The 21586-nt window shown below is 73.0% G+C and carries 21 protein-coding genes; 11 read left to right on the plus strand and 10 right to left on the minus strand.

Annotation, left to right across the window (positions count from 1 at the left end):
• Positions 1–8 precede the first annotated feature (8 nt).
• The gene (locus IEY99_RS12570) at positions 9–452 is read left to right on the plus strand and encodes a nitroreductase family deazaflavin-dependent oxidoreductase (protein ID WP_189202678.1); all 444 of its coding nucleotides are present in this window, start codon (positions 9–11) and stop codon (positions 450–452) included.
• Here the strand turns inward: IEY99_RS12570 and IEY99_RS12575 are convergent.
• The 4 genes from IEY99_RS12575 to IEY99_RS12590 all read right to left on the minus strand — a co-directional run bounded on the left by IEY99_RS12575 (position 412) and on the right by IEY99_RS12590 (position 4377).
• Positions 412–1248, minus strand: a complete 837-nt coding sequence (locus IEY99_RS12575; protein WP_229798561.1) for an ABC transporter ATP-binding protein — start codon at positions 1246–1248, stop codon at positions 412–414. The two genes, IEY99_RS12570 and IEY99_RS12575, sit on opposite strands and share 41 nt — an antisense overlap.
• Positions 1248–2279, minus strand: coding sequence for a FecCD family ABC transporter permease (locus tag IEY99_RS12580; RefSeq protein ID WP_189202682.1), 1032 nt, complete (start codon positions 2277–2279; stop codon positions 1248–1250). Before IEY99_RS12580 ends, IEY99_RS12575 begins: the two co-directional genes overlap by 1 nt.
• The gene (locus IEY99_RS12585; RefSeq protein WP_373293355.1) at positions 2276–3247 is read right to left on the minus strand and encodes an iron chelate uptake ABC transporter family permease subunit; all 972 of its coding nucleotides are present in this window, start codon (positions 3245–3247) and stop codon (positions 2276–2278) included. Before IEY99_RS12585 ends, IEY99_RS12580 begins: the two co-directional genes overlap by 4 nt.
• Before the next feature lie 116 nt (positions 3248–3363).
• The gene (locus IEY99_RS12590; RefSeq protein ID WP_189202684.1) at positions 3364–4377 is read right to left on the minus strand and encodes an ABC transporter substrate-binding protein; all 1014 of its coding nucleotides are present in this window, start codon (positions 4375–4377) and stop codon (positions 3364–3366) included.
• A gap of 187 nt (positions 4378–4564) precedes the next feature.
• Between IEY99_RS12590 and IEY99_RS12595 the strand changes: the two genes are divergently transcribed.
• The gene (locus IEY99_RS12595) at positions 4565–5710 is read left to right on the plus strand and encodes a DUF5925 domain-containing protein (protein ID WP_189202686.1); all 1146 of its coding nucleotides are present in this window, start codon (positions 4565–4567) and stop codon (positions 5708–5710) included.
• A gap of 39 nt (positions 5711–5749) precedes the next feature.
• Positions 5750–6949, plus strand: coding sequence for a methyl-accepting chemotaxis protein (locus tag IEY99_RS12600; protein ID WP_189202688.1), 1200 nt, complete (start codon positions 5750–5752; stop codon positions 6947–6949).
• Positions 6950–7028: 79 nt separating this feature from the next.
• On the opposite strand, the gene IEY99_RS12605 is transcribed toward IEY99_RS12600, so the two are convergent.
• Positions 7029–7316 carry a DUF1540 domain-containing protein gene (locus tag IEY99_RS12605; protein ID WP_189202690.1) on the minus strand — a complete coding sequence of 96 codons (288 nt, stop codon included), beginning with the start codon at positions 7314–7316 and terminating at the stop codon, positions 7029–7031.
• A 252-nt stretch (positions 7317–7568) separates the two neighbouring features.
• Between IEY99_RS12605 and IEY99_RS12610 the strand changes: the two genes are divergently transcribed.
• The 4 genes from IEY99_RS12610 to IEY99_RS12625 all read left to right on the plus strand — a co-directional run bounded on the left by IEY99_RS12610 (position 7569) and on the right by IEY99_RS12625 (position 10997).
• Positions 7569–8735, plus strand: coding sequence for a glycoside hydrolase family 26 protein (locus IEY99_RS12610; protein WP_189202692.1), 1167 nt, complete (start codon positions 7569–7571; stop codon positions 8733–8735).
• A 71-nt stretch (positions 8736–8806) separates the two neighbouring features.
• Positions 8807–9640 (plus strand): patatin-like phospholipase family protein, encoded by an 834-nt coding sequence (locus IEY99_RS12615; protein WP_189202694.1) that lies wholly within the window; start codon positions 8807–8809, stop codon positions 9638–9640.
• Between the two features lie 68 nt (positions 9641–9708).
• Positions 9709–10230: a SigE family RNA polymerase sigma factor gene (locus tag IEY99_RS12620; RefSeq protein WP_189202696.1), complete on the plus strand. Its 522-nt coding sequence runs from the start codon at positions 9709–9711 to the stop codon at positions 10228–10230.
• On the plus strand, positions 10227–10997 hold the full coding sequence (locus tag IEY99_RS12625) for a hypothetical protein (protein ID WP_189202698.1): 771 nt from the start codon (positions 10227–10229) through the stop codon (positions 10995–10997). The genes IEY99_RS12620 and IEY99_RS12625 overlap by 4 nt, the downstream gene beginning before the upstream one ends.
• Positions 10998–11024: 27 nt before the next feature.
• On the opposite strand, the gene IEY99_RS12630 is transcribed toward IEY99_RS12625, so the two are convergent.
• Positions 11025–11408 carry a hypothetical protein gene (locus IEY99_RS12630; protein WP_189202700.1) on the minus strand — a complete coding sequence of 128 codons (384 nt, stop codon included), beginning with the start codon at positions 11406–11408 and terminating at the stop codon, positions 11025–11027.
• A 236-nt stretch (positions 11409–11644) separates the two neighbouring features.
• Between IEY99_RS12630 and IEY99_RS12635 the strand changes: the two genes are divergently transcribed.
• A complete protein-coding gene (locus IEY99_RS12635; protein WP_189202702.1) occupies positions 11645–12445 on the plus strand; it encodes an SGNH/GDSL hydrolase family protein in 801 nt (266 codons plus the stop codon).
• 54 nt (positions 12446–12499) lie between these two features.
• On the opposite strand, the gene IEY99_RS34170 is transcribed toward IEY99_RS12635, so the two are convergent.
• Entirely contained in the window at positions 12500–14395 is a 1896-nt protein-coding gene (locus IEY99_RS34170) for a serine/threonine-protein kinase (protein ID WP_229798566.1), read from the minus strand.
• Between the two features lie 315 nt (positions 14396–14710).
• On the opposite strand from IEY99_RS34170, the gene IEY99_RS12645 reads away from it, so the two are divergent.
• On the plus strand, positions 14711–16780 hold the full coding sequence (locus IEY99_RS12645) for a hybrid sensor histidine kinase/response regulator (RefSeq protein WP_189202704.1): 2070 nt from the start codon (positions 14711–14713) through the stop codon (positions 16778–16780).
• Here IEY99_RS12645 and IEY99_RS12650 read toward each other — a convergent pair.
• The 3 genes from IEY99_RS12650 to IEY99_RS12660 are packed head-to-tail and all read right to left on the minus strand — an operon-like array spanning position 16777 to position 19229.
• Positions 16777–17715: a ribose-phosphate diphosphokinase gene (locus IEY99_RS12650; protein ID WP_189202706.1), complete on the minus strand. Its 939-nt coding sequence runs from the start codon at positions 17713–17715 to the stop codon at positions 16777–16779. The two genes, IEY99_RS12645 and IEY99_RS12650, sit on opposite strands and share 4 nt — an antisense overlap.
• A gap of 10 nt (positions 17716–17725) precedes the next feature.
• Positions 17726–18208: an OsmC family protein gene (locus IEY99_RS12655; protein ID WP_189202708.1), complete on the minus strand. Its 483-nt coding sequence runs from the start codon at positions 18206–18208 to the stop codon at positions 17726–17728.
• Positions 18209–18218: 10 nt separating this feature from the next.
• Positions 18219–19229, minus strand: a complete 1011-nt coding sequence (locus IEY99_RS12660) for a magnesium transporter CorA family protein (RefSeq protein ID WP_229798571.1) — start codon at positions 19227–19229, stop codon at positions 18219–18221.
• Positions 19230–19337: 108 nt separating this feature from the next.
• Here IEY99_RS12660 and IEY99_RS12665 point away from each other — a divergent pair, with 108 nt between their 5' ends.
• On the plus strand, positions 19338–20765 hold the full coding sequence (locus IEY99_RS12665; RefSeq protein WP_189202710.1) for a multicopper oxidase family protein: 1428 nt from the start codon (positions 19338–19340) through the stop codon (positions 20763–20765).
• Positions 20766–20786: 21 nt separating this feature from the next.
• Entirely contained in the window at positions 20787–21557 is a 771-nt protein-coding gene (locus IEY99_RS12670) for an SDR family NAD(P)-dependent oxidoreductase (protein WP_189202712.1), read from the plus strand.
• Positions 21558–21586: the final 29 nt, after the last annotated feature.

Consider the following 21586-nt stretch of genomic DNA (forward strand, 5'->3'; position numbering starts at 1 on the left):
CGACCATCATGCCATTGACCGGCGAGTACGCACCCAGTCCGTCCGACTGGGCGCGGGAGCAGGCGGAGAAGTACGAGGCGTCGAACGGCGCGGAGGCCGGCACGCTGCAGGGCAAGCCGGTGATCGTGGTCACCTCGGTGGGTGCCAAGTCCGGCAAGCTGCGCAAGACGCCGCTGATGCGCGTCGAGCACGACGGTGAGTACGCGGTCGTCGCCTCGCAGGGCGGTGCGCCGACGCATCCCGTCTGGTACTGGAACCTGGTGAAGAACCCGCACGTCGAGCTCCAGGACGGCGCGGAGAAGCACGACTACCAGGCGCGTGAGGTGCACGGCGAGGAGCGGGCACTGTGGTGGGAGCGGGCCGTCGAGGTGTGGCCGGACTACGCGAACTACCAGACCAAGACGGACCGGGTCATCCCCGTCTTCGTTCTGTCGCGCCTGCCGGAGGCGTGAGGCGGCGGCTCCGGGCGTCCCGCGCGGCCGGCACGACCAGGGGCGTGCCGGTCTGCGGGTCGGGGATGACCGCGCAGCGCAGCCCGTAGACGTCCTCGACGAGCGCCGCGGTGATGACCTCACCCGGGTCGCCCGAGGCGACGATCTTCCCGGCCTTCATGGCGATGAGGTGGGTCGCGTACCGGCAGGCGTGGTTGAGGTCGTGCAGGACCGCGACCAGCGTGCGGCCCTGCTCGTTGAGGTCCGCGCAGAGGTCCAGCAGGTCGATCTGGTAGGCGATGTCGAGGTACGTCGTCGGCTCGTCGAGCAGCAGCAGGTCGGTCTGCTGGGCCAGCGCCATCGCCATCCAGACGCGCTGGCGCTGGCCGCCGGAGAGCTCGTCGACCGCCCGGTCGGCGAGCTCCGTCACGCCGGTGGCCTCCATCGCAACGGCGACCTGGTTCTCGTCCTCGGGAGTCCACTGCCGCAGGAGCTTCTGGTGCGGGTAGCGGCCGCGGGCCACCAGGTCCGCCACCGAGATGCCGTCGGGCGCCGTGGCCGTCTGCGCGAGCAGGCCGAGGCGGCGGGCGACCTCCTTGGCGCGGTACGAGCCGATCGCCTGCCCGTCGAGCACCACCGTGCCGCGCTTCGGGCCGAGCAGGCCGGACAGGGCCCGCAGGAGCGTCGACTTGCCGCAGGCGTTGGGCCCGACGATGACCGTGAACGAGCCGTCCGGGATGGTCACGTCCAGGTCGGACGCGACGACCCGCTTGTCGTAGGCCAAGGTCAGGCCGGATCCCGACAGCCGCGATGTCATCAGCTTCCTCTCCGCCATTGCACACTGAGCACCCAGGCCAGATAGACCCCGCCGACCGCACCGGTGACCACGCCGACCGGCAGCTGGGCCGGGGCCAGGAGCCGCTGGGCGGCGAAGTCGCTGAGCACCATGACCAGCGCGCCGGTGACCGCCGCGGGCACGAGCTGCGGCGTCGCCGAACCGGTCAGCCGCCGGGCGATCTGCGGCGCGGCCAGCGCCACGAAGGCGATCGGACCGGTCGCCGCGGTCGCCACCGCGCAGACCGCGACGGCCAGGAGCACGAGCAGCGGGCGGGTCGGCGCCGCCCGGACGCCGAGGGACCGGGCGGAGTCGTCGCCGAGCTCCAGCATGGCCAGCCGCCGGCCCAGGATCAGCAGCAGCGGCGCGAGCACGAGCAGGGCGATTCCCAGCAGCCTGACGTACTGCCAGGTCCGGCCGTTGAGCGTGCCGACCAGCCAGGTCGCGGCGGCCTGCGCCTCGGCGAGGCGGGCCCGGCTGAGCAGGTAGCCGTTGACGGCGGCGAGCATCGCGCTGACGCCGATGCCGACGAGCACGAGGCGCCGGATCGCGCTGCCGCCGAGCGCCGCCAGCCCGTACACGACGGCCGCGGTGAGGGTGCCGCCCACGACGGCCCCGACGGCCGCGCCTTCGGCGCCGGTGCCGAGGACCAGGATCGCGACGATCGCGCCGGTGGCCGAGCCGACGGTGAACCCGATGACGTCGGGGCTGCCCAGCGGGTTGCGCGACAGGCTCTGGAAGACCGCGCCGGACATGCCGAAGGCGGCGCCCGCGAGCAGCGCCAGGGTGACCCGGGGCAGGCGCAGGTCGAGCACGATGAACCGGTCGGCGCGGCGTCCTCCGCCGCCGAGGACCTCGACCAGGTCGGCGTACGGGATCCGCACCCCGACCGCGGTGACGGTCCAGGCCGCGACGGCCGCCGCCACCAGGACCAGCAGGACGGTCACCGCGATGGTGCGCAGGTCGACCCGGACGGCGATGCCGGGAGCCCGCAGGGTGAGCCGGCGGGTCACAGCGGCACGATCCGGCGGCGCAGGATGATGGCGATGAACACCGGCGCGCCCAGGAAGGCGGTGACCAGGCCGACCTCGAGCTCACCGGGCCGCGCCAGCACCCGGCCCAGGATGTCCGCGAGCAGCAGCAGGACCGGCGCCAGCACCAGCGAGTAGGGCAGCAGCCAGCGCTGGTCCGGCCCGACGAGGGTACGGGCGATGTGCGGCACGGCGAGGCCGATGAAGCCGATCGGGCCGACCGCCGCGGTGGCCGCGCCGCAGAGCAGGGTGATGGCGAGCGCGGAGAGCATCCGCGTGCGGTTCAGGTTGGCGCCGAGGGCGCGGGCGGTGTCCTCGCCGAGCGCGATCGCGTTGAGCGACGGGCCGAGCGCGAGGGTCAGCAGGACGCCCGCGGCGATGAACGGCAGGACCGCGAACAGCACGGAGAGGTTCTTCGCGGTGAGCGAGCCGATCATCCACATGCGGTACTGGTCGTAGGTCGCGGAGTTCAGCAGCGCGACGCCGTTGACGACGGCGAACAGGGCGGCGTTGACCGCGGCGCCCGCGAGGGCCAGCCGCTCGGGCGAGGCGCCGGAGCGGCCGCGCGAGCCGAGCAGGTAGACGAGGGTGAAGGCGGCCGCCGCACCGGCGAAGGCGAACCAGATGTACCCGGTGAGCGTGCCGACGCCGAGGACCTGGATGGCGATGACCACCGCGGCGGCGGCGCCGGCGTCGACGCCGAGGATGCCCGGGTCGCCGAGCGGGTTGCGGGTCAGCGCCTGCAGCAGCGCGCCGCCCAGGCCGAGCGCCATCCCGGCGACCAGGCCGAGCAGCGTACGCGGAATGCGCAGCTCCACGATGAACTGGACGTCCTGGGCCCGCTCGGGCAGGCTCGCCCGGCCGTCCAGGGCGTCGGCGACGGTGCCGAGCGGGATCGACTTGGTGCCGACCGCGACGCTCAACGCCGCGACGGCGGCGAGGGCCACCACCGCGGCGAGCAGGCCGAGGCCGCGCGTCGTGCGGCCGCCGCGGGCACGGACGCGCTCCTCGAGGGGCGCGTACCCCGCGCGCTCGGCGGCCTCGTGCTCCCGCTCGGCGGCGATGGTCACGCCAGGGCGTCCTTGACCATCGGGACGAACTTCTCGATGGTGTACGGGGTGCTCAGCACCGAGTGGGTGGAGAACGCGTTGACCAGGTCGGGGTCGTCGATGACGAGCAGCCGCTTCGCCTTGGCCGACGGGATGCCGTTCAGCACGGTGTCCTTGCGGATGGCGTCGCCCGCGCCGAGGCCGAAGACCACGGTGAGGTCGGCGTCGAGCAGGTTGACGCGCTCCTTGGAGATCTCGGCGTAGAAGCTGGCCGGCTTCAGGTCCTCGATCTTCGGGGAGTTCTCGAAGCCGAGGGCCTCCATGAACTGCACCCGGCCGTCGCCGCGGGTGTAGGCGCCGTACTGTCCGTTGAACGCGGCCGCGACGACGACGCTCTTGCCGGCGAAGCCCGGGTTGGCCGCCTTGGCGTCGGCCAGCGCCTTCTCGCTGGCGGCCACGAGCGCCTCGCCCTCGGCCTTCCTGCCGAGCGCCTCGGCGATGAGCATGGTCTGGTCCTTGAGCGTGGTGCCGTACGGCTGGACGCCGGCCGGCCCGCTCAGCGTGGGCGCGAGCTTCTCCAGCTGCTCCCACTTGGCCTTGTCGTTGTCGCTCTTGGTGAACGTGACGAGGTCGGGCCGCAGGGTCGCGACCTGCTCGTAGTTGATCTCGGGGCCCTTCAGGACGGTGGGCTTCGCGCCGCCGAGCTTGTCCTGCGCCCACGGGCCGACGCCGACCGGCCAGGCCTGGAACCAGTCGAGGATGCCGACCGGGACGACGCCGAGCGCGAGCAGGGCGTCCGCGTCCGCCCAGCCGAGCGAGACGACGCTCTTCGGCGCCTGCTCGACGGTGGTGGTGCCGAACTGGTGGGTGACCTTGGCCGGGAACGCGCCGCCGGCGGGCGCCGAGGTGGCGCTCCCACCGGTGCCGCCGCCGGACTTGTCGTCACCGCACGCCGCGAGCAGCCCGGCGGCCGCGACACCCGCCGCGCCGAAGAACAAACCACGGCGCGAGATGAGCGGGTTGCTCGCCATGTCCGCCTCCTGAATCCATATGTGTGCTGGTCAATGCGGGTTAGGTAACCCTCACCTTAGCGATCGGGCAGGTTTCTTGAGAAAACGGGGTCGCCGGCGGCGCGCCGCCCCTGGCGAACGGTCCCGTTCGGACCATCTTGCGGGAAAACAGGGTGCTCCTCCGGGACTTTGGAACGATCATGGGGTAATGCGTACCCCCCACCAGTCCGTCGACCGGCTCGGCAGCCGTACCGTGGAAGCGGCGGCCGTCCCGCCCGCCCACCACCCGCTGCCGCTGTCCGGTTCCGTCGACGACGGCGACCGGCTGGTGGACGTGGTGGACCTGCTCGCCCTCGACGCCTTCGTGACCGGGCGCGAGCCGTTCGGCCGGACCAGTTACCTGGAGAACGTCCGCGCGGACGCGGCCCTGACCACCGACGACGCCCGGGTGGTCCGCGACGCCCTCGAGGAGGACAGCCACGGACGGTTGTCCACCGGCGACGGCTGGACGCTGCACGTGACGCGCTGGAAGCAGAGCCGCCGCGCCCGGGTGACCGTGACCGCCGTCACCGCCGAGCTCGCGGAGTCGGTGCTCGCCGCGGCCACCGCCCACGCGGTCGAGGAGCCGGCACCGGCCGCGGACAGCGTGCCGATCGGGTTCTGGCACTACGGCCCGCACGGGCCCCGGCGGGTGCAGCGCGAGATCGACGCCGCGCCCTGGGACAAGATCCGGCACAACTACGCCGGCCCGGTCGCCGGCACGCTCGAGCGCCTCATGGCCGTCGACGGCTCCGCCGTCAACGGCCGCCTCCTGCTGCTGCACGGCGAGCCGGGCACCGGGAAGACGACCGCCCTGCGGGCACTGGCCCAGCAGTGGCGCTCGTGGTGCCAGGTGGACTGCGTGCTGGACCCGGAGCGGATGTTCGGCGACCCCGCCTACCTGATGAGCGTGGCGCTGGGCAGCGGCGACGACGACGAGCCGCGCTGGCGGCTGCTCATGCTGGAGGACTGCGACGAGCTGATCAGCGGCGAGGCCAAGGCGAGCGCCGGGCAGTCGCTGTCACGGCTGCTCAACCTGACCGACGGGCTGCTCGGCCAGGGCCGCAACGCGCTGATCGCGATCACCACGAACGAAGACCTGGCGTCGCTGCACCCCGCCGTGGTCCGGCCGGGGCGGTGCCTGGCCAGCATCGAGGTGGGGCGGCTGCCGTACGCGGAGGCGACCGCCTGGCTCGGCACGTCGGCCGGGATCGGCCCGGAGGGGGCCACCCTCGCCGAGCTGTACGCCCTCAGGACCGGCGCCCGCCCGGTCACCGTGCCGAGCACCGCGCCGCCGACCGGCCTCTACCTGTAGCGGTTCAGCTTTCGGAGCCGCCGTGCCGATAGGGCAGGCGTGACCATTTCCTCGTCCCGCTCCGGGATCCACCGCGTCTGGCGGCTCTTCCCGAGCCTGCGTGCCCTGCTCATGACGCTGGCGATCAGCCTCAGCGCCCTGGTCGTGACCATCGAGACCATCGCGGCCGTGATCCTGGTCGGCGACGGCCTCACCGGGCCGGAGTTCGACGCGTTCCTGCGCCGTCAGCTCGTCGTGGGCGTCGTCGCCATCCTGGTGGTGTCACTCGTCGTCTTCTGGGTGTCGTTGAGCGTGACCCGGCCCCTGCGCGACACCCTGGCGTTCCTGAACCGCCTCGTCGCCCGGGACCTGAGCGCCCGCATGCCGGTCGACGGGCGCGACGAGGTGGGCAAGATCGCCGAGGGCCTGAACCGGATGGTGGACATCCTGGCCGAGGCGGTGGGCGGCATGAGCACCAGCGCGGGAGAGCTCACCCGCTCCGCCGAGGAACTGACCACCGTCAGCCGCGAGCTCGGCGGCGACGCCTCGCGGACCTCCGCGCAGGCCGGCGCGGTGTCGTCCGCCGCGGGGCAGGTCAACACCACCATGCAGGCGGTGGCCTCGGGCATCGAGCAGATGCGGGGCAGCATCGCCGAGATCGCCAGCAGCGCCGCCGAGGCGGCCCGGGTCTCCGGCAACGGGGTCACGGTGGCCGCCCGCACCAACGAGGTGGTCGGGCGCCTCGGGGACAGCTCCACGGCCATCCACGACGTGGTCCGGACGATCGCCGCCATCGCCGCGCAGACCAACCTGCTCGCCCTCAACGCCACCATCGAGGCCGCCCGCGCCGGGGAGAGCGGAAAGGGCTTCGCGGTGGTCGCCGGCGAGGTCAAGGCCCTGGCCCAGCAGACGGCGGACGCCACCGAGGACATCACCCGCCGGGTGGCGGCGATCCAGACGGAGAGCGGCGACGCGGTCCAGGCGATCACCGAGATCAACGGCATCATCGCCGAGGTCAGCGCCCTGCAGAACACCATCGCCGCCGCGGTGGAGGAGCAGACCGCGGTGACCGGCGAGATCGGCCGGGGCGTCGCGGAGGCGGCGGGCAGCAGCAGCGACATCGCCGAGGGCGTGACGACCGTGGCGGGCGCCGCGCACAACGCGTCGCTGAGCGTCGACCGGACCCACCGGCTCGCCGAGTCGCTCCGCGACACCGCACATGATCTGCGTACCCTGGTCGACCGCTTCACCCTGCCCTGAGCCGGGCGTCATAATTGTCAAGGCCGCCGCCCTCCGAAAAGGGCGGCGGCCTTAGGTGAGGCTCACTTTAGAAACACTATTACCGAGCCGAGTACGTCAGACAATCCGCGCGGTCCTCGGCGGCCCCGACCGTGATCGCCGGCGCGCGACACTCGAGGTCGGTGTTGTGCACGCACTCGGCGCGGTGGCAGGCGCCCACCTGGGCCATGACCTGGCCCATTCCGCCCTCGTCACCCTCGATGAACGTGTCGCACTCGGTCTTGGCGCGGCCGATCGTGATCGCGAAGGCCGTGCAGCCGTCGTGGTTGTACCCGCAGCCGCTCACCGTGCACGTCTGCACGCGCGGCATCTCCATCATTTGAGTCATGGTCTGGCCTCCCTTTCTCAACGCCGACGATAAACCATTGGCGCGCGCGGCGCGCGGCGGCGGACCGCCATTCCATGAATGCAGGAAAATACGTCAACCATTCTTTAGGCAAGGCAAACCTTTCCTTTCCCGCGCCACCGGGAGGGCGGCGCCGGGGCACCCGTCCGGCCGTTCCCACGGGGGACCCGTCACCCGGCCGCACGGAAGGTGGCAGACTTCGGCGACACGCTGCGACCGCCGGGAGATCACCACATGGCCCAGGAACGCTGGAGCGGCCGCCGGTCGGTGGTGGTCGCGGCCTTCGCGACGCTCGTCATCCTGACCGGCCTCGCCGTCGGCGTGGCGACGGCGGAGTCGCACCGGACCACGCCCGGCGCCGGACCGGCCGCCCCGGCGCCGGCATCCGCCTCCCCGGGCCCGGCCTCGCCCGCCCCGGGCGTCACGACGTCCCGGCCGGCCGCCGGCGCGCGCGATCTCCGGTCGGCGCGGCAGCTCATCGCCCTGCCGCGGGCGAACGGCTCGTGGCCCGGCCCCCACGGCCTGTCCGGCGTGAACGGCGACCCGCGGTTCGACACCGCGCACGTGAACGCGTTCTGCTCGGCCCGGGGCCGGCCGTGCCGGGTCACGCAGACCTACACCGACCGCACGTCCTGGCAGTCCATGACCCGGGGCACCGGCTGGACCTTCGAGCTGCTGGCCGACTTCGACGGCATGCTGGTGATCTCCCAGGGCCTGGTGCCCAAGGGGGCCAGCAAGGATCTGCCGTCCTGCGCCCGCGGGGAGCACGACGCCGACTGGCGGGCGTTCGGCACGCTGATGCGCAACCACGGCCGGGGCGACTCGGTGGTCCGGCTGGGCTGGGAGTTCAACGAGCGGACGTCGCCATGGCTCGCCACGGACCCGAAGACGTGGATCGCGTGCTACCGGCGGGCGGCGGAGAACATCCGCGCCACCAACCCGGACGTCCTGCTGGACTGGACGATCAACGCGCACAGCACCCCGGCCGGCGTGTGCGGCGGCCTGAGCACCAACTGCTATCCCGGCGACGCGTACGTGGACATCATCGGCATCGACAACTACGACCACTATCCGTGGTCGCCGACCAAGGCCGCGTTCGACCGTACGGCGGCCGCCCCCGAGGGCCTGACCTGGCTGTACGACTTCGCCCGGGCACACGGCAAGCCGTTCTCGGTGGGCGAGTGGGGCGTCGTGCCGACGGCGGACGCGGGACGGGAGAACCCGGACTTCGTGACCTGGATGCACGAGTGGTTCGCGGCGCACGCGGAGCACCTGGCCTACGAGGCGTACTTCTCCGACTGCGGCGCCGGCGGCGTGCAGTCGAGCCTGTTCCGCGCCGACCCGGCCTGCCGCCGGAACCCCGGGTCGGCGGCCAGGTACGCGGCGCTGTTCGCCGGCTAGGGTGCGGTCCCCCGGCCCCGAGCGACATGACGGGCGAACCCATGGACGCCGGCACCGTGCATAGTGGACGCATGGACAAACGTGCACTCGTACTCGGCGGAGGCGGCGTCACCGGCGTCGCGTGGGAGATCGGACTGCTGCACGGCCTCGCCGAACACGGTCTCGACCTGACCGCCGCCGACCTGTTCGTCGGCACCTCCGCCGGATCGGTGGTGGCCGCCGAGCTCACCGGCGGCACGCCCCTGCCCGAGCTGTACGCCCGCGAGCTCACCGACACCAGCGGCGACACCAGCGCGGTCGTCGGCACGCGGGTGCTGCTCGGCTTCGTGCTGGCCGCGCTCTGGCCGGGCGGCCGGACGCGGGGCAGGGCACGCCTGGGGCGGGCCGCGCTGCGCGCCCGTACGGTGCCCGAGTCCGAGCGGCGCAGGGCGATCGCGGCACGGGTCCGGCGCGACGACTGGCCCGCGGCCCGCCTGCTGGTGCCGGCCGTCGACGCGCTGACCGGCGCGGTCCAGATCTTCGACCGCGACAGCGGGGTCTCGCTGATCGACGCGGTCGCGGCGAGCTGCGCGGTGCCGCTGGTCTGGCCGCCGATGACGGTCGGCGGCCGGCGCTACGTGGACGGTGGCGTGCGATCCGCCGCGAACGTCGACCTGGCCCGCGACCACGACCGGGTCGTGGTGGTCGCGCCGATCCCCGCCGCCGTCCGGCGCGTGGACCGCCCGGCCGAGCAGGCGAGACGGCTGGGGCCCGGCGTACGCACGGCCGTGGTCAGCCCGGACGCCGCCGCCCGGACCGCCATCGGGCGCAACGCGCTCGACCCCTCGCGTCGCGCCCCGGCGGCCGAGGCAGGCCGGGCGCAGGCGGCCGCGGTGGCCGAGCGGGTGCGCAAGGCCTGGCAGTAGCGGCTCGTGATCCGATCGCCCCGGAAAGTCAGCGCAACCTTTCGCGGCTCCCGCCCGTCTCCACTGTCGTGGGACAAGGCCGACGAGGTGACGACGAGTTCGTCGAGTTCGCCCAGGCGAGCTCGGCGCGGCTGCAGCGTGCCGCATATCTGCTGACCGGCGACCGGCATCAGGCCGAGGAGGCCGCGCAGGCCGCGCTCGTCCGGGTCTACGCGTCCTGGGGCCGGGTACGCCGCAAGGACCCGTACGCCTACGCGCGCACCGTCCTCGCGAACCTGCTCACCGACCAGTGGCGCCGCCCGCTGCGCGAGTACGCGACCGAGGAGCTCCCGGAGCGTCCGGTGGCCCGCGACGTGGCCGACGAGGTCACCCGGCGGCGCTGGCTGATCGGGGCGCTCAAGGCCCTCTCGCCGCGCGAACGCACCGTCATCGTCATGCGACATTTCTTCGACATCACCGAGATGGACGTGGCTCGGGAGCTCAACCTCTCCCTCGGCACGGTCAAGAGCCTCAACTCCCGCGGGCTGGCCAAGCTCCGGGTCTCGATTCCCGCCCCCCGCCAGGGCCTGGAAACCGGAGCGGCACGATGACCGACCTCGACGACCTGAAGGACGCCATGCACTCGACGCCCGGCTTCGAGCCGCGTCCCCTCGACCTCGGCGCGGTCATGGCGCAGGGCGGCCGCCTGCGCCGCCGGCGCCGTCTCGCGATGGGCGCGGCCTCCTCCGCCACGGTCCTGGTCCTGCTGGTCGGCGGCGGGGTGCTGGCCCGCGCCCGCGACGGCGGCGCCGAGCCCGCGCCGGGCCCGGTCGCCGCCGCACCCTCGACCGCAGCGCCCTCCGGCGCACCGTCCGCCACGGCGCGCTCCACCGCCGAACCCCCCACCGACGTGCTCGGCGACGTGATCGACACCGGCCTGCGGACCCCCGGCGGCGAGCCGGTCCTGCTCTGGTTCACGCCGCTGGAGAGCGAGTCGCTGCCCAGGACGACGTTCGGGCTCACCACCGGCCGGCGCACCCCGGACGGAGTCCTGCAACGCGAGGTCCTGACCAACGAGAGCGAGGGCTCGGACCGGGCTCCCGGCTTCCACTCGCCGCACGAGGCCACGGAGGTGGACGGCTTCCTGTCCCCCGCCTTCGGCTACTTCGTGGGCGCCGACGTCGCCCGGATCAGGGCGATGGCGGGCGGGAAGGCCGTCTATGCCAGGCTCGCGCGGTGGAGCGACGATCCGTCGGTCGTCGCGTTCTGGTTCGATCCGGCCGACGCACCGCCCGGGAAGTCGCTGACCAGGCTCTTCGCCCTGGATGCGCAGGGCAGGCCGATGCCCACTCGCGACGTGGGGTTCGGCGTCGGCTGACCCGATCGGGGTGGCCCGAGGCCCGGGTCAGTCGCGGAAGGTCCGGCGCAGCCGCGCGGCCAGGCCGGGCGGTCGCGGCGCGACGGGTGCGGGCCCGCGGGTCGCCGCGGACGGCTGGGAGCGGCCGACCGGCCGGTCGTAGTCGGCGCGGGCGACGGCCTCGACGATCTGCTCCTCGCCGAAGTTCTCCGAGCCCGGGATGGACGGCACGAAACCGACGAGCACGCCGTTGCGCATGATCTGCGCCTCCAGGCCCGCGGTGCCGTCGTTGTCCCAGATCGCCTCGCGGCCGTCGGGCAGCACCACCCGGATCCCGTAGCGGGTGATGCCGGCATGCGGGAGCTTCACGTGCGCGAAGACGTTACGCGCGCGGAGTGTCTCGACGACCCGGTGTGCCCTTTCCTCGTCCATGCCGCGACGCTAACGGCCCGAGCTGTGGACACGCTGAAGAACGGCGGTAGCGCCGTCGATGGTCAACTACTGTTCGCGCATGAAACATAACCGCATGACATACATGCAGGTCACATCGATGCATGTTACTACTTTGTAACCGCGATGTCACTGGATTTCTTTCGGCGAGCCCTTGACTTACTCTTCGGTAACCGGAGCGCTTCGGCCCCCATCCCCCGTGGATCTGGAGGCCCCCGATGAGCAGACGTCTGTGCGTCCTCGCCTGCCTCGTCACGTCCATCCTGCTGACCGTCCTCACCGCGGCCCCGGCGGCCGCCGCTCCACCGTCCGACTGGGACTACGTCGCCATGGGCGACTCCTACTCGTCCGGCGTCGGCACGCCCGGGCAGTCCGGCAGCTGCCTGCGCAGCTCCAACGCGTACCCCGGGCTGTGGGACGCCGCGAACGATCCGGCGTCGTACCGGATGGTCGCGTGCAGCGGCGCCACCACCAGCTCGCTGCGCTCCAGCCAGCTCTCCGCCCTCTCCACGACCACCGACCTGGTGACGGTGACCATCGGCGGCAATGACGCGGGCTTCGCCGAGACCGTCCTCACCTGCACGCTGACCAGCGACAAGGGCTGTGCCGCCAAGGTGGACGAGCAGCTGGAGCTGCTGGACGAGGAGATTCCCGCCCGGCTCGACGCCACGTACCGCGACATCCGGGCGAAGGCGCCGAACGCCAAGGTGGTCGTGCTCGGCTATCCGCTGCTGTTCGACGTGGCCGCGCCGAGCTGCGGCTTCGCCGGCATGAGCATTCCCAAGCGCAAGTCGCTCAACCACGGCGCCGACGAGCTCAACCAGGTCATCGAGGAACGGGTCCGCGCGGCCGGCTTCACCTGGTCGGACGTGACGGACGAGTTCGCCGGCCACGGCATCTGCGGCGCCAGCCCCTGGTTGAACGGGCTCACGCTGCTCCCGCCGACCGACTCGTTCCACCCCAACGGCAACGGCCACAAGTACGGCTACCTGCCCGCGCTCAATTCCGTGCTGCGCTGACCTTCGGTGACGATGACGGCGGGCACGCGTCGACCGTGCCCGCCGCGACCGGCGCTAGAAGGAGAACTCCGAGCCGCGCGCGGAACCGGCCTCGACCCGGCCGTCGCGGCTGAACCGCCAGGACATGACCACCTGGTAGCGATGTCCCCGGCGCGGGCTCACCGTGGCGGGACCGCACTCCCGCGACCGGGAACCCTCCTGGAAGACCAGGCCCGTACAGGTCTTCGCCGGATGGCTGGCGCCGGTCGCCACGTCGCGCAACTCCAGCGAGAGCGTGGCCGTGCCGTCGCGGGGCGCGGTCAGGGTCGCGGAGACCTGGACCTTGTCCCCCACCTTGTGACAGGGCCGCACCGCCATCGCGTTGTCGTAGCTCAGCGCATACTGCTGCGCGCACTCCCAAGGGCCGTAGGTCTTCTCCGTGACCGGGGACCCGGTGGCCGCGGCCCGGCTGGGCCGCGGGCTCGGTGTCGCCACCGCGGCGGCCGCGGCGGCCTTGGCGCCCAGCCGGCTCTGGCTCCGGCCGGAGTCGTCGGCCCGGTTCCGCGCGGAGCGGGCGGCCGGTGGCGCCGATCCGGCGGAGGCGGCGGACGGCCGCACATCGCCGGCTCCGGTCCGGGCCAGCGCCGCCTCGCCGCCCGGTTCCCCGCCGGCCCGGCCGAGGTGCCACGCCGTGGTCGCCACCCCGGAGGCGAGCATCGCGGCGCAGACCAGCGCGATCATCGCCCATGGCCGGGCCCATCGCCAGCTCGCCGGCTGGTTGCGCCGGCGCGGCACCAGCGGCCGGCGTGCGCCGGTGTGCGACGGATGCCGGCCCGGGCCGGCGGCCGGCGGTCTCGAATCGGGGCCGCGCGACGGCCCGGACCCGGCGGGCGCCCCGCCGGGCGACGAGCCACGGCCGCCGGACCCCGGGCCGGGGTCGCCGGGTGACGAGCCGGGGTCGCCGGGTGACGAGCCGGGGTCGCCGGGTGACGAGCCGGGGTCGCCGGGTGACGAGCCGGCGGAGCGGGCCGGCGGGCCGGCGGAGTCCCGGGAGCCGCCCGGCCGCGCGGCCGGCGCGGACAGCGCGGGGGCGTCCACCGCGCGGGACACGTCGCCGAGGTCGACGGCGAGCTCGGCGGCCGTCGGGCGCAGCCCGGGCTTGCGCTCCAGGCAGCTCGCGACGACGTCCCACAGCGGGTCCGGGATGCCCGGCCGGCGCTCCGGAACACCCTCCAGGTGCAGGCGCATCAGGTCGGTGACGGTGTCGCTGTCGTACGGCGGGCGTCCCGACACCATCTCGTACAGCAGCACACCGAGGGCGTACACGTCGGCCGCCGGGGTGGTCGAGGAGCTGTGGAACGCCTCCGGGGCCATGTAGTGCGGGGTGCCCACGACGGCGTGGGTGGTGGTCAGGCTGGGCGCGTTGAGCACCCGCGCGATGCCGAAGTCGGTGAGCCGGATGTCCAGGCGGCCCTCCTCGCGGTGCAGCAGGATGTTGTCCGGCTTGAGGTCGCGGTGCACGATGCCGAGCTCGTGCGCCTCGGCGAGCGCCGCCGCGACCTGGGCGCCGAGCCGCGCTACCTCGGCCGGGGCCAGCGTGGGCCGCTCGCGCAGGTAGTCGCGCAGGCTGCCGCCCGGCACGAGGTCCATGACCAGGGCGAGGGACTCGCCGACGCTGAACAGGTCCCGGACCCGGACCACGTTGCGGTGTCGCAGCATCATCAGGATCGTGCGCTCCTGCACGAAGCGGGTGACCAGCTTCGGCTGCCGCAGCAGGCTCTCGTGCAGCAGCTTGACCGCGACCGGCTCGCCGGAGGAGCGGTCGACGCCGCGCCAGACCGTACCGGTCGCGCCGTGCCCGATGGGGCGGAGGAGGATGTACGAGCTGCCGACGCACCGTCCGCTCAGATCGAGGGTCGACGCGTCGTCGGAATCCGCCGGTGCGCCGCTGCTCGTGGGATCCTGGTCCACCTGTGGTCGTGCCCTTTCGCCCGCCGCGGTGCCGCGACATCCGACTTGGCCGACGGGAATGATGCTGTTTGTCCGGATCAATAGGCAACTCAACGCGTCGGAGTTCGCACGTGAGGTAGGTGTCCGCCGCGGCCCGTCACCGGATCCCCCTCCCGTCGTTGCCCGGAATGAGACTCCAGTGAGCTGGGAAAACACCGGATCCGGGGGTCACGGCACACCGATGCGGGGCGTTACTCGTGGGACGAGCCTCGGCCGGATGGTTGCATTCCTCCTGAACCGCCCGCACCGCGCGCCAGTTCCGCAGATAGTTGCCACATGGGTGTCATGGCTTATCCCCTCCGGTACGCACTGGCCGACCTGGCGCTGGCGCTCAGCCGCGTCGCCGAGAACGCGGAAGAGGTGCGCTCGACCGCCGCACGGGCCGCGGCGGACATGGTCGGCGACGGCGCCGGCGTCCAGCTGCTCGGCGACGACGGCCGCTACGACACGCTGACCTACCACCACGTCGACGACGAGCTGGCCCCCGCGTTCGCCCGGCTGCTCGACCGCGCCGGCGAGCTGCCGGACGACGACTTCTCCACCAGCCTCGCCGCGAGCCGGCGCCCGGTCGTCCTGGCCGGCGAGAACGGTGAGCCCCTCACCGAGCTGCCCCGGCCGCGGCACGAGGCGTACGTCGACCCGGGCGTCCCCGCGCCCGACATCCACGCGGCCGTGCTGTGCCCGATCATCGTCGACAACACGTACGCGGGCTATCTGGTGCTGACCCGCGCCACCCCGGGTGCGGTCTACTCCGCCGCCGAGGTCGAGCTCGCCCGCGACGTCGCCGGCGAGCTGTCCCTGGCCCTGTCCGGCGCGCGCGCCATGGAACGCCTGCGGGCCAGCGAGGAGCGCTACCGCCGGGTGCTGGAGACCATCCCCGAGGGTGTGCTGCAGCTCGACGACGACGGGGTCGCCACCTACGCCAACGAGCCCATCGGCGTCGTGCTCGGCATGCCCCGCGCCCAGCTCATCGGCGTCTCGCTGCGCGGTTTCCTGGACAAGCACGGCCAGGCGGAGCTCACCCGGCGGCTCGCCGAGTGCAAGGCCGGGCGCTCCACGGTCGGCGCCACCAAGCTGATGCGCGCCGACGGCTCGCAGCGCAGCGTACGGATGAGCATGATGCCGCTCGAGGACGAGCACGGCCGCCGCAACGGGGTGCTGTGCATGGTCACCGACACCACCGACCACATCGACGCCAAGGGGCTCAAGCGCCAGCTCGACCACCTGCGCCGGCTCGACAGCATGGGCCAGCTCATCGGCGGCATCTCGCACGACTTCAACAACCTGATGACCGTGGTCGCCGGCTCCGCGGACATGATCGCGACGACGACCGCCGAGGGCACGCCGCAGCACCAGATGGCCAAGGACATCCTGGATGCGGTGGCCACCGGGCGCACGCTGACGCACCAGCTCCTCGCGTTCGGGCGCACCGAAGGCAACCGGCCCGAGATCATCCCGATCCCGGACCTGCTCACCGACGTGCAGAGCCTGTTCAGCCGTACGCTCGGCGAGCGCATCGGCCTCGACCTCGCCTTCAGCCCCGACGTGTGGCCGGTCCGCGCCGAGCGGGGACCGCTGGAGCAGGCGCTGGTCAACCTGGCCGCGAACGCCCGCGACGCGATGCTGCACGGCGGCATGCTGCGGGTGGCCGCCACCAACGAGGTGGTGGAGCCGGGCCAGCTCGCCGAGGGCGCCCCGGCCGGCCGGATCGTGCACATGGTCATCCAGGACACCGGGGTGGGCATGAGCGACGAGACCCGCCGGCGGGCGCTCGAACCGTTCTTCACCACCCGGCCCACCGCCGCCGGGCTGGGGCTGGCCACCACCGCGGGCATCGTGCAGGGCATCGGCGGCCACATCGCCCTGGAGTCGCAGCCGCGCATGGGCACCACGGTGCACCTCTACCTGCCCGCGGCCGAGGAGCGTGCGCCGGCCGTCGACCGCCGCGTCACGCCGGCCGTCATCGGCCGGGTGCTGATCGTCGAGGACCAGCCCGAGGTCGCCCAGCTCGTGCAGCGGCTGATCGAGCCGGCCGGGTACGAGATCACCGTTGCCACCGACGCCCTCACGGCGGTGACCCAGGTGGCCGCGGGCGCCCACCCGGACCTGCTGATCACCGACGTCGTCATGCCGACGATGACCGGACCGGAGCTGGCGGCCGCGCTGCGCACCCACCACCCCGACCTGCCGGTGCTCTACATGTCCGGCTACACCGCGGCGTCGCTGGGGCCGCAGCTGCACCTCGACGCCAACAGCATGCTGGTGGAGAAGCCGTTCACCCGCTCGACGCTGCTCGGCGCCATCCACACCCTCTGCGGCCCGCAGCCCGCGCGCCGCACCTCCTAGGCGAAGAGGGCGCTGACCGACTCGCCGTTGTGGATGCGGCGCATCGCCTCGGCGAGCGCCGGCGCCACCGAGAGCACGGTCAGCTTGTCGGTGCGGTTCGCCGCGGGGATGGGCACCGTGTTGGTGCAGACGATCTCCTCGATGTCCTTCTCGGCGGAGAGCCGCTGCACCGCCTGCGCGGCGAAGAGGCCGTGCGTGCAGGCGACCCGGATGCTGCGGGTGTTGCGCTCGCGCAACCGGTCCAGCAGTTCGAAGACGGTGCTGCCCTTGGCGATCTCGTCGTCCAGGATGATCACGTCCCGGTCGGCCACCTCGCCGATCACCGAGCTGATCACGACCTTGTCGTCGGCGTAGCGCTGCTTGGCGCCGGCGGCCACCTCGATGTTCAGCATCCGGGCGAACGCCGCCGCCTCCTTGGCGTTGCCGAGGTCCGGGGAGACGACGACGGTGTTGCTCAGGTCGTACCCGCGGAAGTGGTGCGCCAGCTCGCGCAGCGCGTGCAGGTGGTCGACGGGGACGCTGAAGAAGCCGTGCACCTGCGGGGAGTGCAGGGTCAGGGCGAGGATCCGGTGGGCACCGGCCGTCTGCAGCAGGTCGGCGACGAGACGCCCGCCGATGGAGATGCGCGGGGCGTCCTTCTTGTCGCTGCGGGCGTACGCGTAATGCGGCAGCACGACCGTGACCCGGGCGGCCGAGGCGCCGCGCGCGGCGTCGAGCATGAACAGCAGCTCCACCAGGTTCTCCTGGACCGGCGGGACCAGCGGCTGGATCAGGAACACGTCCCGCTCGCGGCAGTTGCCCTGCAGCTGCACCTCGATGCAGTCGTTGGCGAAGCGGGACGTCTTGGCCGGCATCAGCGGCACGCCGAGGTGCTCGCAGATCTCCGCCGCCAATGCGGGATGGGCACTTCCGGTGAACACGGCGATGTCACGCACGGCGCCCACCCTAGTGTCCGGGCGGCGGACACCGACGGGTGACCCGTACGGTCGCCCGCACGGTCACCTCCGAGGTCAGCGACCGGGCGATGTAGCACTCCTCGTGGGCCTGCTCCACCAGCCGCAGCACCAGGTCCTCGGCGGTGCCGGCGGCCACGTGCACGACCGGGTTCAGCTCGATCCGCTCGATGCGGGCGTGCCGCAGGTCCGCGCTGAGGTGGCCGGTCGCGTCGTCGGTGTACCGCACCACGTCGACATGCTTGCGGGCGGCCACCGACAGGAACGCCAGCAGTTGGCACGAGCTCGCCGCCAGGACCACGAGCTGCTCCGGGTTGAGCAGGGCGGCGTCGCCGCGGAAGTGCGGATCGGCGCTCAGCCGCAGGGACGCCCCGGCGGGCGGGGCGGTGCCCGTGTGGGCCCGCGAGTACGCCCGGTAGCCCTCCCCCGTCGAGCCGTCCCACTCCAGCCGCGCCGTGTGGGTGAGTCGTGGCATGGCCCTCATCTCACAGCCAGCCGCGGCGCTTGAGGTAGACGTAGAGCCCGCCGGCCGAGACCAGGATCAGGAGCAGGCTGGCGAGGAACCCGGACGGCCGCTCGTAGCCCCAGTACGGCACGTTCTGGCCGAAGAAGCCGGTCAGCGCGGTCGGCACCGCGATGACGGCCGCCCAGGCGGCCAGCTTGCGGGTCACGTCGTTGAGGTCGTTGCTCTGCTCGGTGAGGTCCGCCTCCAGCAGCTCGTTGATGCGTTCCCGGGCACTGTCGATGGTCTCCGTCGCCCGGCGGGCATGGTCGTCGACGTCCCGGTAGTACGGCGCGAGCTGCTCGTCGACGAGCCCGCTCTCCAGGCGCAGCACCTCGGCGATGAGGCCGGGCATGGGCGCCACCGGGCGGCGCAGCTCGGCCAGGGCCTTGCGCAGGCCGAACCCGTAGCGGCGGACCGGACGCGGCGCGCCGCCCTCCTCCAGCATCGTGTCCTCGGTCTTGTCCATCGCCTCGTCGAGGGTGCGGGCGGCGGCGAACTGACCGTCCACGACGACGTCGAGCAGGCCGTACACGAGGAAGGCGACGCCGCCGTGCCGGGCGAGGCCGGCGTCGGCGTCCCAGCGGGCGACGAGGCGGGACACGTCGCTCTCCGACTTGCGTACGGTGATCAGCGCCCGCCCGGTGATGAACGCGCTGATCTCCGCCTTGCGCAGGACCGGGGCGGGATCGCCGGTCGAGACGCGCACGTCGTACACGTTCATGAAGAGATGGCCGGGATAGCGGTCGAGCTTGGGCCGCTGATGGTCGTGCACCGCGTCCTCGACGGCGAGCGGGTGCAGCTCGAACTCCGCGGCCACGGCCCGCAGATCGTCCTCCTCCGGATCGAACAGATCGAGCCAGAGCACGGCCTCCGGGTGCTCGGCGAGCATCCCGGGGACCTGCGCCGCGCCGAAGCCCTCGGCCACGAGCCCGCCCCTCTCGTAGAGCCGGGTGGAGACCGGACAGGCAGGCATCGCCGGTGTGGACGTCACGGCAGATCACTATGCCGCACCGGCGTTCCCACGGGGCTTCGAGCCGCTCTCGAGAGCCGCGCGTCACGGTGATCCACAGGCCGTACGAGCGAGAGGAGCCCGGGTTCCATGCCCACCAGACGCACCGTGATGAAGGCGGGCGGAGCCGTGCTCCTGCCGGCGGCCGCGTACGCGACCTCCGCGCTGGCCGCGGCCCTGCCGAACGAGCGGGGTCCGAAGCCCGTCCGCGCCGAGGCCCCGGAGCCGTTCACGGTCCGGATGCCGATCCCGCCCACGCTGAAGCCGGTGGCCCGCACCTCGACCACCGACTACTACACGATGACCGCCCGCAGGGCGAGCGCGCAGATCCTGCACGGGGCCGCGACCGAGGTCTACGGCTACAACGGCCAGTTCCCCGGCCCGACCATCCGCGCCACCGCCGGGCGCCGCGTCGTCATCGCCCAGACCAACCAGCTCGACATGGACACCGCGGTCCACCTGCACGGCGGCCACACGCCCCCGGCGAGCGACGGCTTCCCGCTGGACGTCATCGCCCCCGGCGCCACGCGGATCTACGAGTACCCGAACCGGCAGCAGGCCACGACGCTGTGGTACCACGACCACGCCCACCACATGGAGTCGGAACACGTCTACCGCGGCCTGCACGGCTTCTACCTGATCGAGGATCCCGCCGAGGCCGCCCTGGGCCTGCCCGCCGGGGAGTACGACGTGCCGATCATGCTGCGCGACGCCCGGTTCGACGAGGACGGCAGCCTGCACTTCGAGGCCGAGGACTTCCAGAAGCGCACCACCATCCTGACCAACGGCCGCACGCAGCCGTACTTCCCGGTGGCCGCCCGCCGCTACCGGTTCCGTCTGCTCAACGGCGCCAACCTGCGCTCGTTCGTGCTGCGCCTGGGCGCCGGCGAGGAGGTGGCGCAGATCGGCACCGACGGCGGCCTGCTCGGCGCGCCCGTGCCGACACGCGAGATCAAGCTCAGTCCCGGCGAGCGCGCCGACGTGGTCTTGGACTTCACCGGCCGGCCCGCCGGCACCCAGGTCATCCTCGCCGACGACAACGCGGGGCCGGTGCTGCGCTTCGACGTGGGCGGCCCGGCCTACGACGCCAGCCGCGTGCCCGCCGTGCTGCGGCCGCTGCCACCGCTGGGCGAGCCGGACGTCGTCCGCACCTTCCACCTGGGCATCGACCCCCAGGACTTCACCTTCAAGATCAACGGCAAGGCCTTCGACCCCAACCGGGTGGACACCACCATCCGCCGGGGCGACACGGAGGTGTGGGAGGTCACCAACGCCGACACGTTCACCATCCCGCACAACTTCCACCTGCATCTGGTGCAGTTCCGCGTACTGAGCCGCAACGGCCGGCCGCCGGCGCCGGCCGAGGCCGGCTGGAAGGACACGGTGCCGCTCCAGCCGGGCGAGACCGTACGGCTGCAGGCCACGTTCGCCGGGCCGGCGGGCCGGTACGTCTACCACTGCCACCTGATCGACCACTCGTCGCACGCCATGATGGCCACGATGGAGATCGTCGATTGATCGGCCGGTACCCTACCGCGCATGATCAACGATTCACGGGTGTCGGTCGTCTCCGGCGGGGGGACGGGCATCGGTCGCGAGGTCGCGCGCACGCTGGCCGGTGACGGCGACCGGGTGGTCGTCATCGGGCGCCGGGCCGGGCTGCTGGAGCGGGCCGCCGAGGAGATCAACCGGGAGCTGGGCGCGCGGCGCGTGATCCCGGTCGCGGCGGACCTGACCGATCCGGCGCAGGTCCGGCGCGCCGCGGACCGCATCGCGGAGCTCGGCACGGTCGGCGTGCTGGTCAACAATGCCGGCGCGATCATCACGCCCTCGGCCGGCGAGGGGCTCGAGGCATTGGCCGACGCCTGGCGCCGCGACCTGGACACCAACCTGATCACCGCGGTGCTGCTCACCAACGCCCTGCTGGGACGGCTGAGCCGGCCGGGCGGCCGGCTGATCCTGGTCAGCTCCGCGGCCGCGCAACGCGGCGGCGCCGGCGCCCACTCGGCCGGCTCGTACGCCGCGGCGAAGGCCGCGCTGCACGGATGGGCCTTCGGGCTGGCCCGGCAGCTCGGCCCGGACGGCATCACGGTGAACGTCCTGGCACCCGGTTACATCCGGGACACCGACATCTTCGACGGCCAGGACACACCGGAGTTCGTGGCCGCCAAGGTGGCCGACACCCTGGTCGGCCGGACCGGGACGCCGGCGGACGTGGCGGCGGCCGTCCGCTACCTCGCCTCGCCCGATGCGGGATATCTCACCGGACAGATCATCGGCCTCAACGGGGGTGCCGTGCTCGGCCGGTGAGCCGCGCCGCCCGAATGCTCAACCATCGC

It is taken from the genome of Couchioplanes azureus, assembly GCF_014648355.1.
Lineage (GTDB): Bacteria > Actinomycetota > Actinomycetes > Mycobacteriales > Micromonosporaceae > Actinoplanes > Actinoplanes azureus.

Coding starts and splice junctions, on each gene's coding strand:
- IEY99_RS12570 (WP_189202678.1), top strand. CDS start 9: ATGCCATTGACCGGCGAGTACGCACCCAGTCCGTCCGACTGGGCGCGG.
- IEY99_RS12575 (WP_229798561.1), bottom strand. CDS start 1,248: ATGACATCGCGGCTGTCGGGATCCGGCCTGACCTTGGCCTACGACAAG.
- IEY99_RS12590 (WP_189202684.1), bottom strand. CDS start 4,377: ATGGCGAGCAACCCGCTCATCTCGCGCCGTGGTTTGTTCTTCGGCGCG.
- IEY99_RS12595 (WP_189202686.1), top strand. CDS start 4,565: ATGCGTACCCCCCACCAGTCCGTCGACCGGCTCGGCAGCCGTACCGTG.
- IEY99_RS12605 (WP_189202690.1), bottom strand. CDS start 7,316: ATGACTCAAATGATGGAGATGCCGCGCGTGCAGACGTGCACGGTGAGC.
- IEY99_RS12610 (WP_189202692.1), top strand. CDS start 7,569: ATGGCCCAGGAACGCTGGAGCGGCCGCCGGTCGGTGGTGGTCGCGGCC.
- IEY99_RS12615 (WP_189202694.1), top strand. CDS start 8,807: ATGGACAAACGTGCACTCGTACTCGGCGGAGGCGGCGTCACCGGCGTC.
- IEY99_RS12625 (WP_189202698.1), top strand. CDS start 10,227: ATGACCGACCTCGACGACCTGAAGGACGCCATGCACTCGACGCCCGGC.
- IEY99_RS12630 (WP_189202700.1), bottom strand. CDS start 11,408: ATGGACGAGGAAAGGGCACACCGGGTCGTCGAGACACTCCGCGCGCGT.
- IEY99_RS12635 (WP_189202702.1), top strand. CDS start 11,645: ATGAGCAGACGTCTGTGCGTCCTCGCCTGCCTCGTCACGTCCATCCTG.
- IEY99_RS12645 (WP_189202704.1), top strand. CDS start 14,711: ATGGGTGTCATGGCTTATCCCCTCCGGTACGCACTGGCCGACCTGGCG.
- IEY99_RS12655 (WP_189202708.1), bottom strand. CDS start 18,208: ATGCCACGACTCACCCACACGGCGCGGCTGGAGTGGGACGGCTCGACG.
- IEY99_RS12665 (WP_189202710.1), top strand. CDS start 19,338: ATGCCCACCAGACGCACCGTGATGAAGGCGGGCGGAGCCGTGCTCCTG.
- IEY99_RS12670 (WP_189202712.1), top strand. CDS start 20,787: ATGATCAACGATTCACGGGTGTCGGTCGTCTCCGGCGGGGGGACGGGC.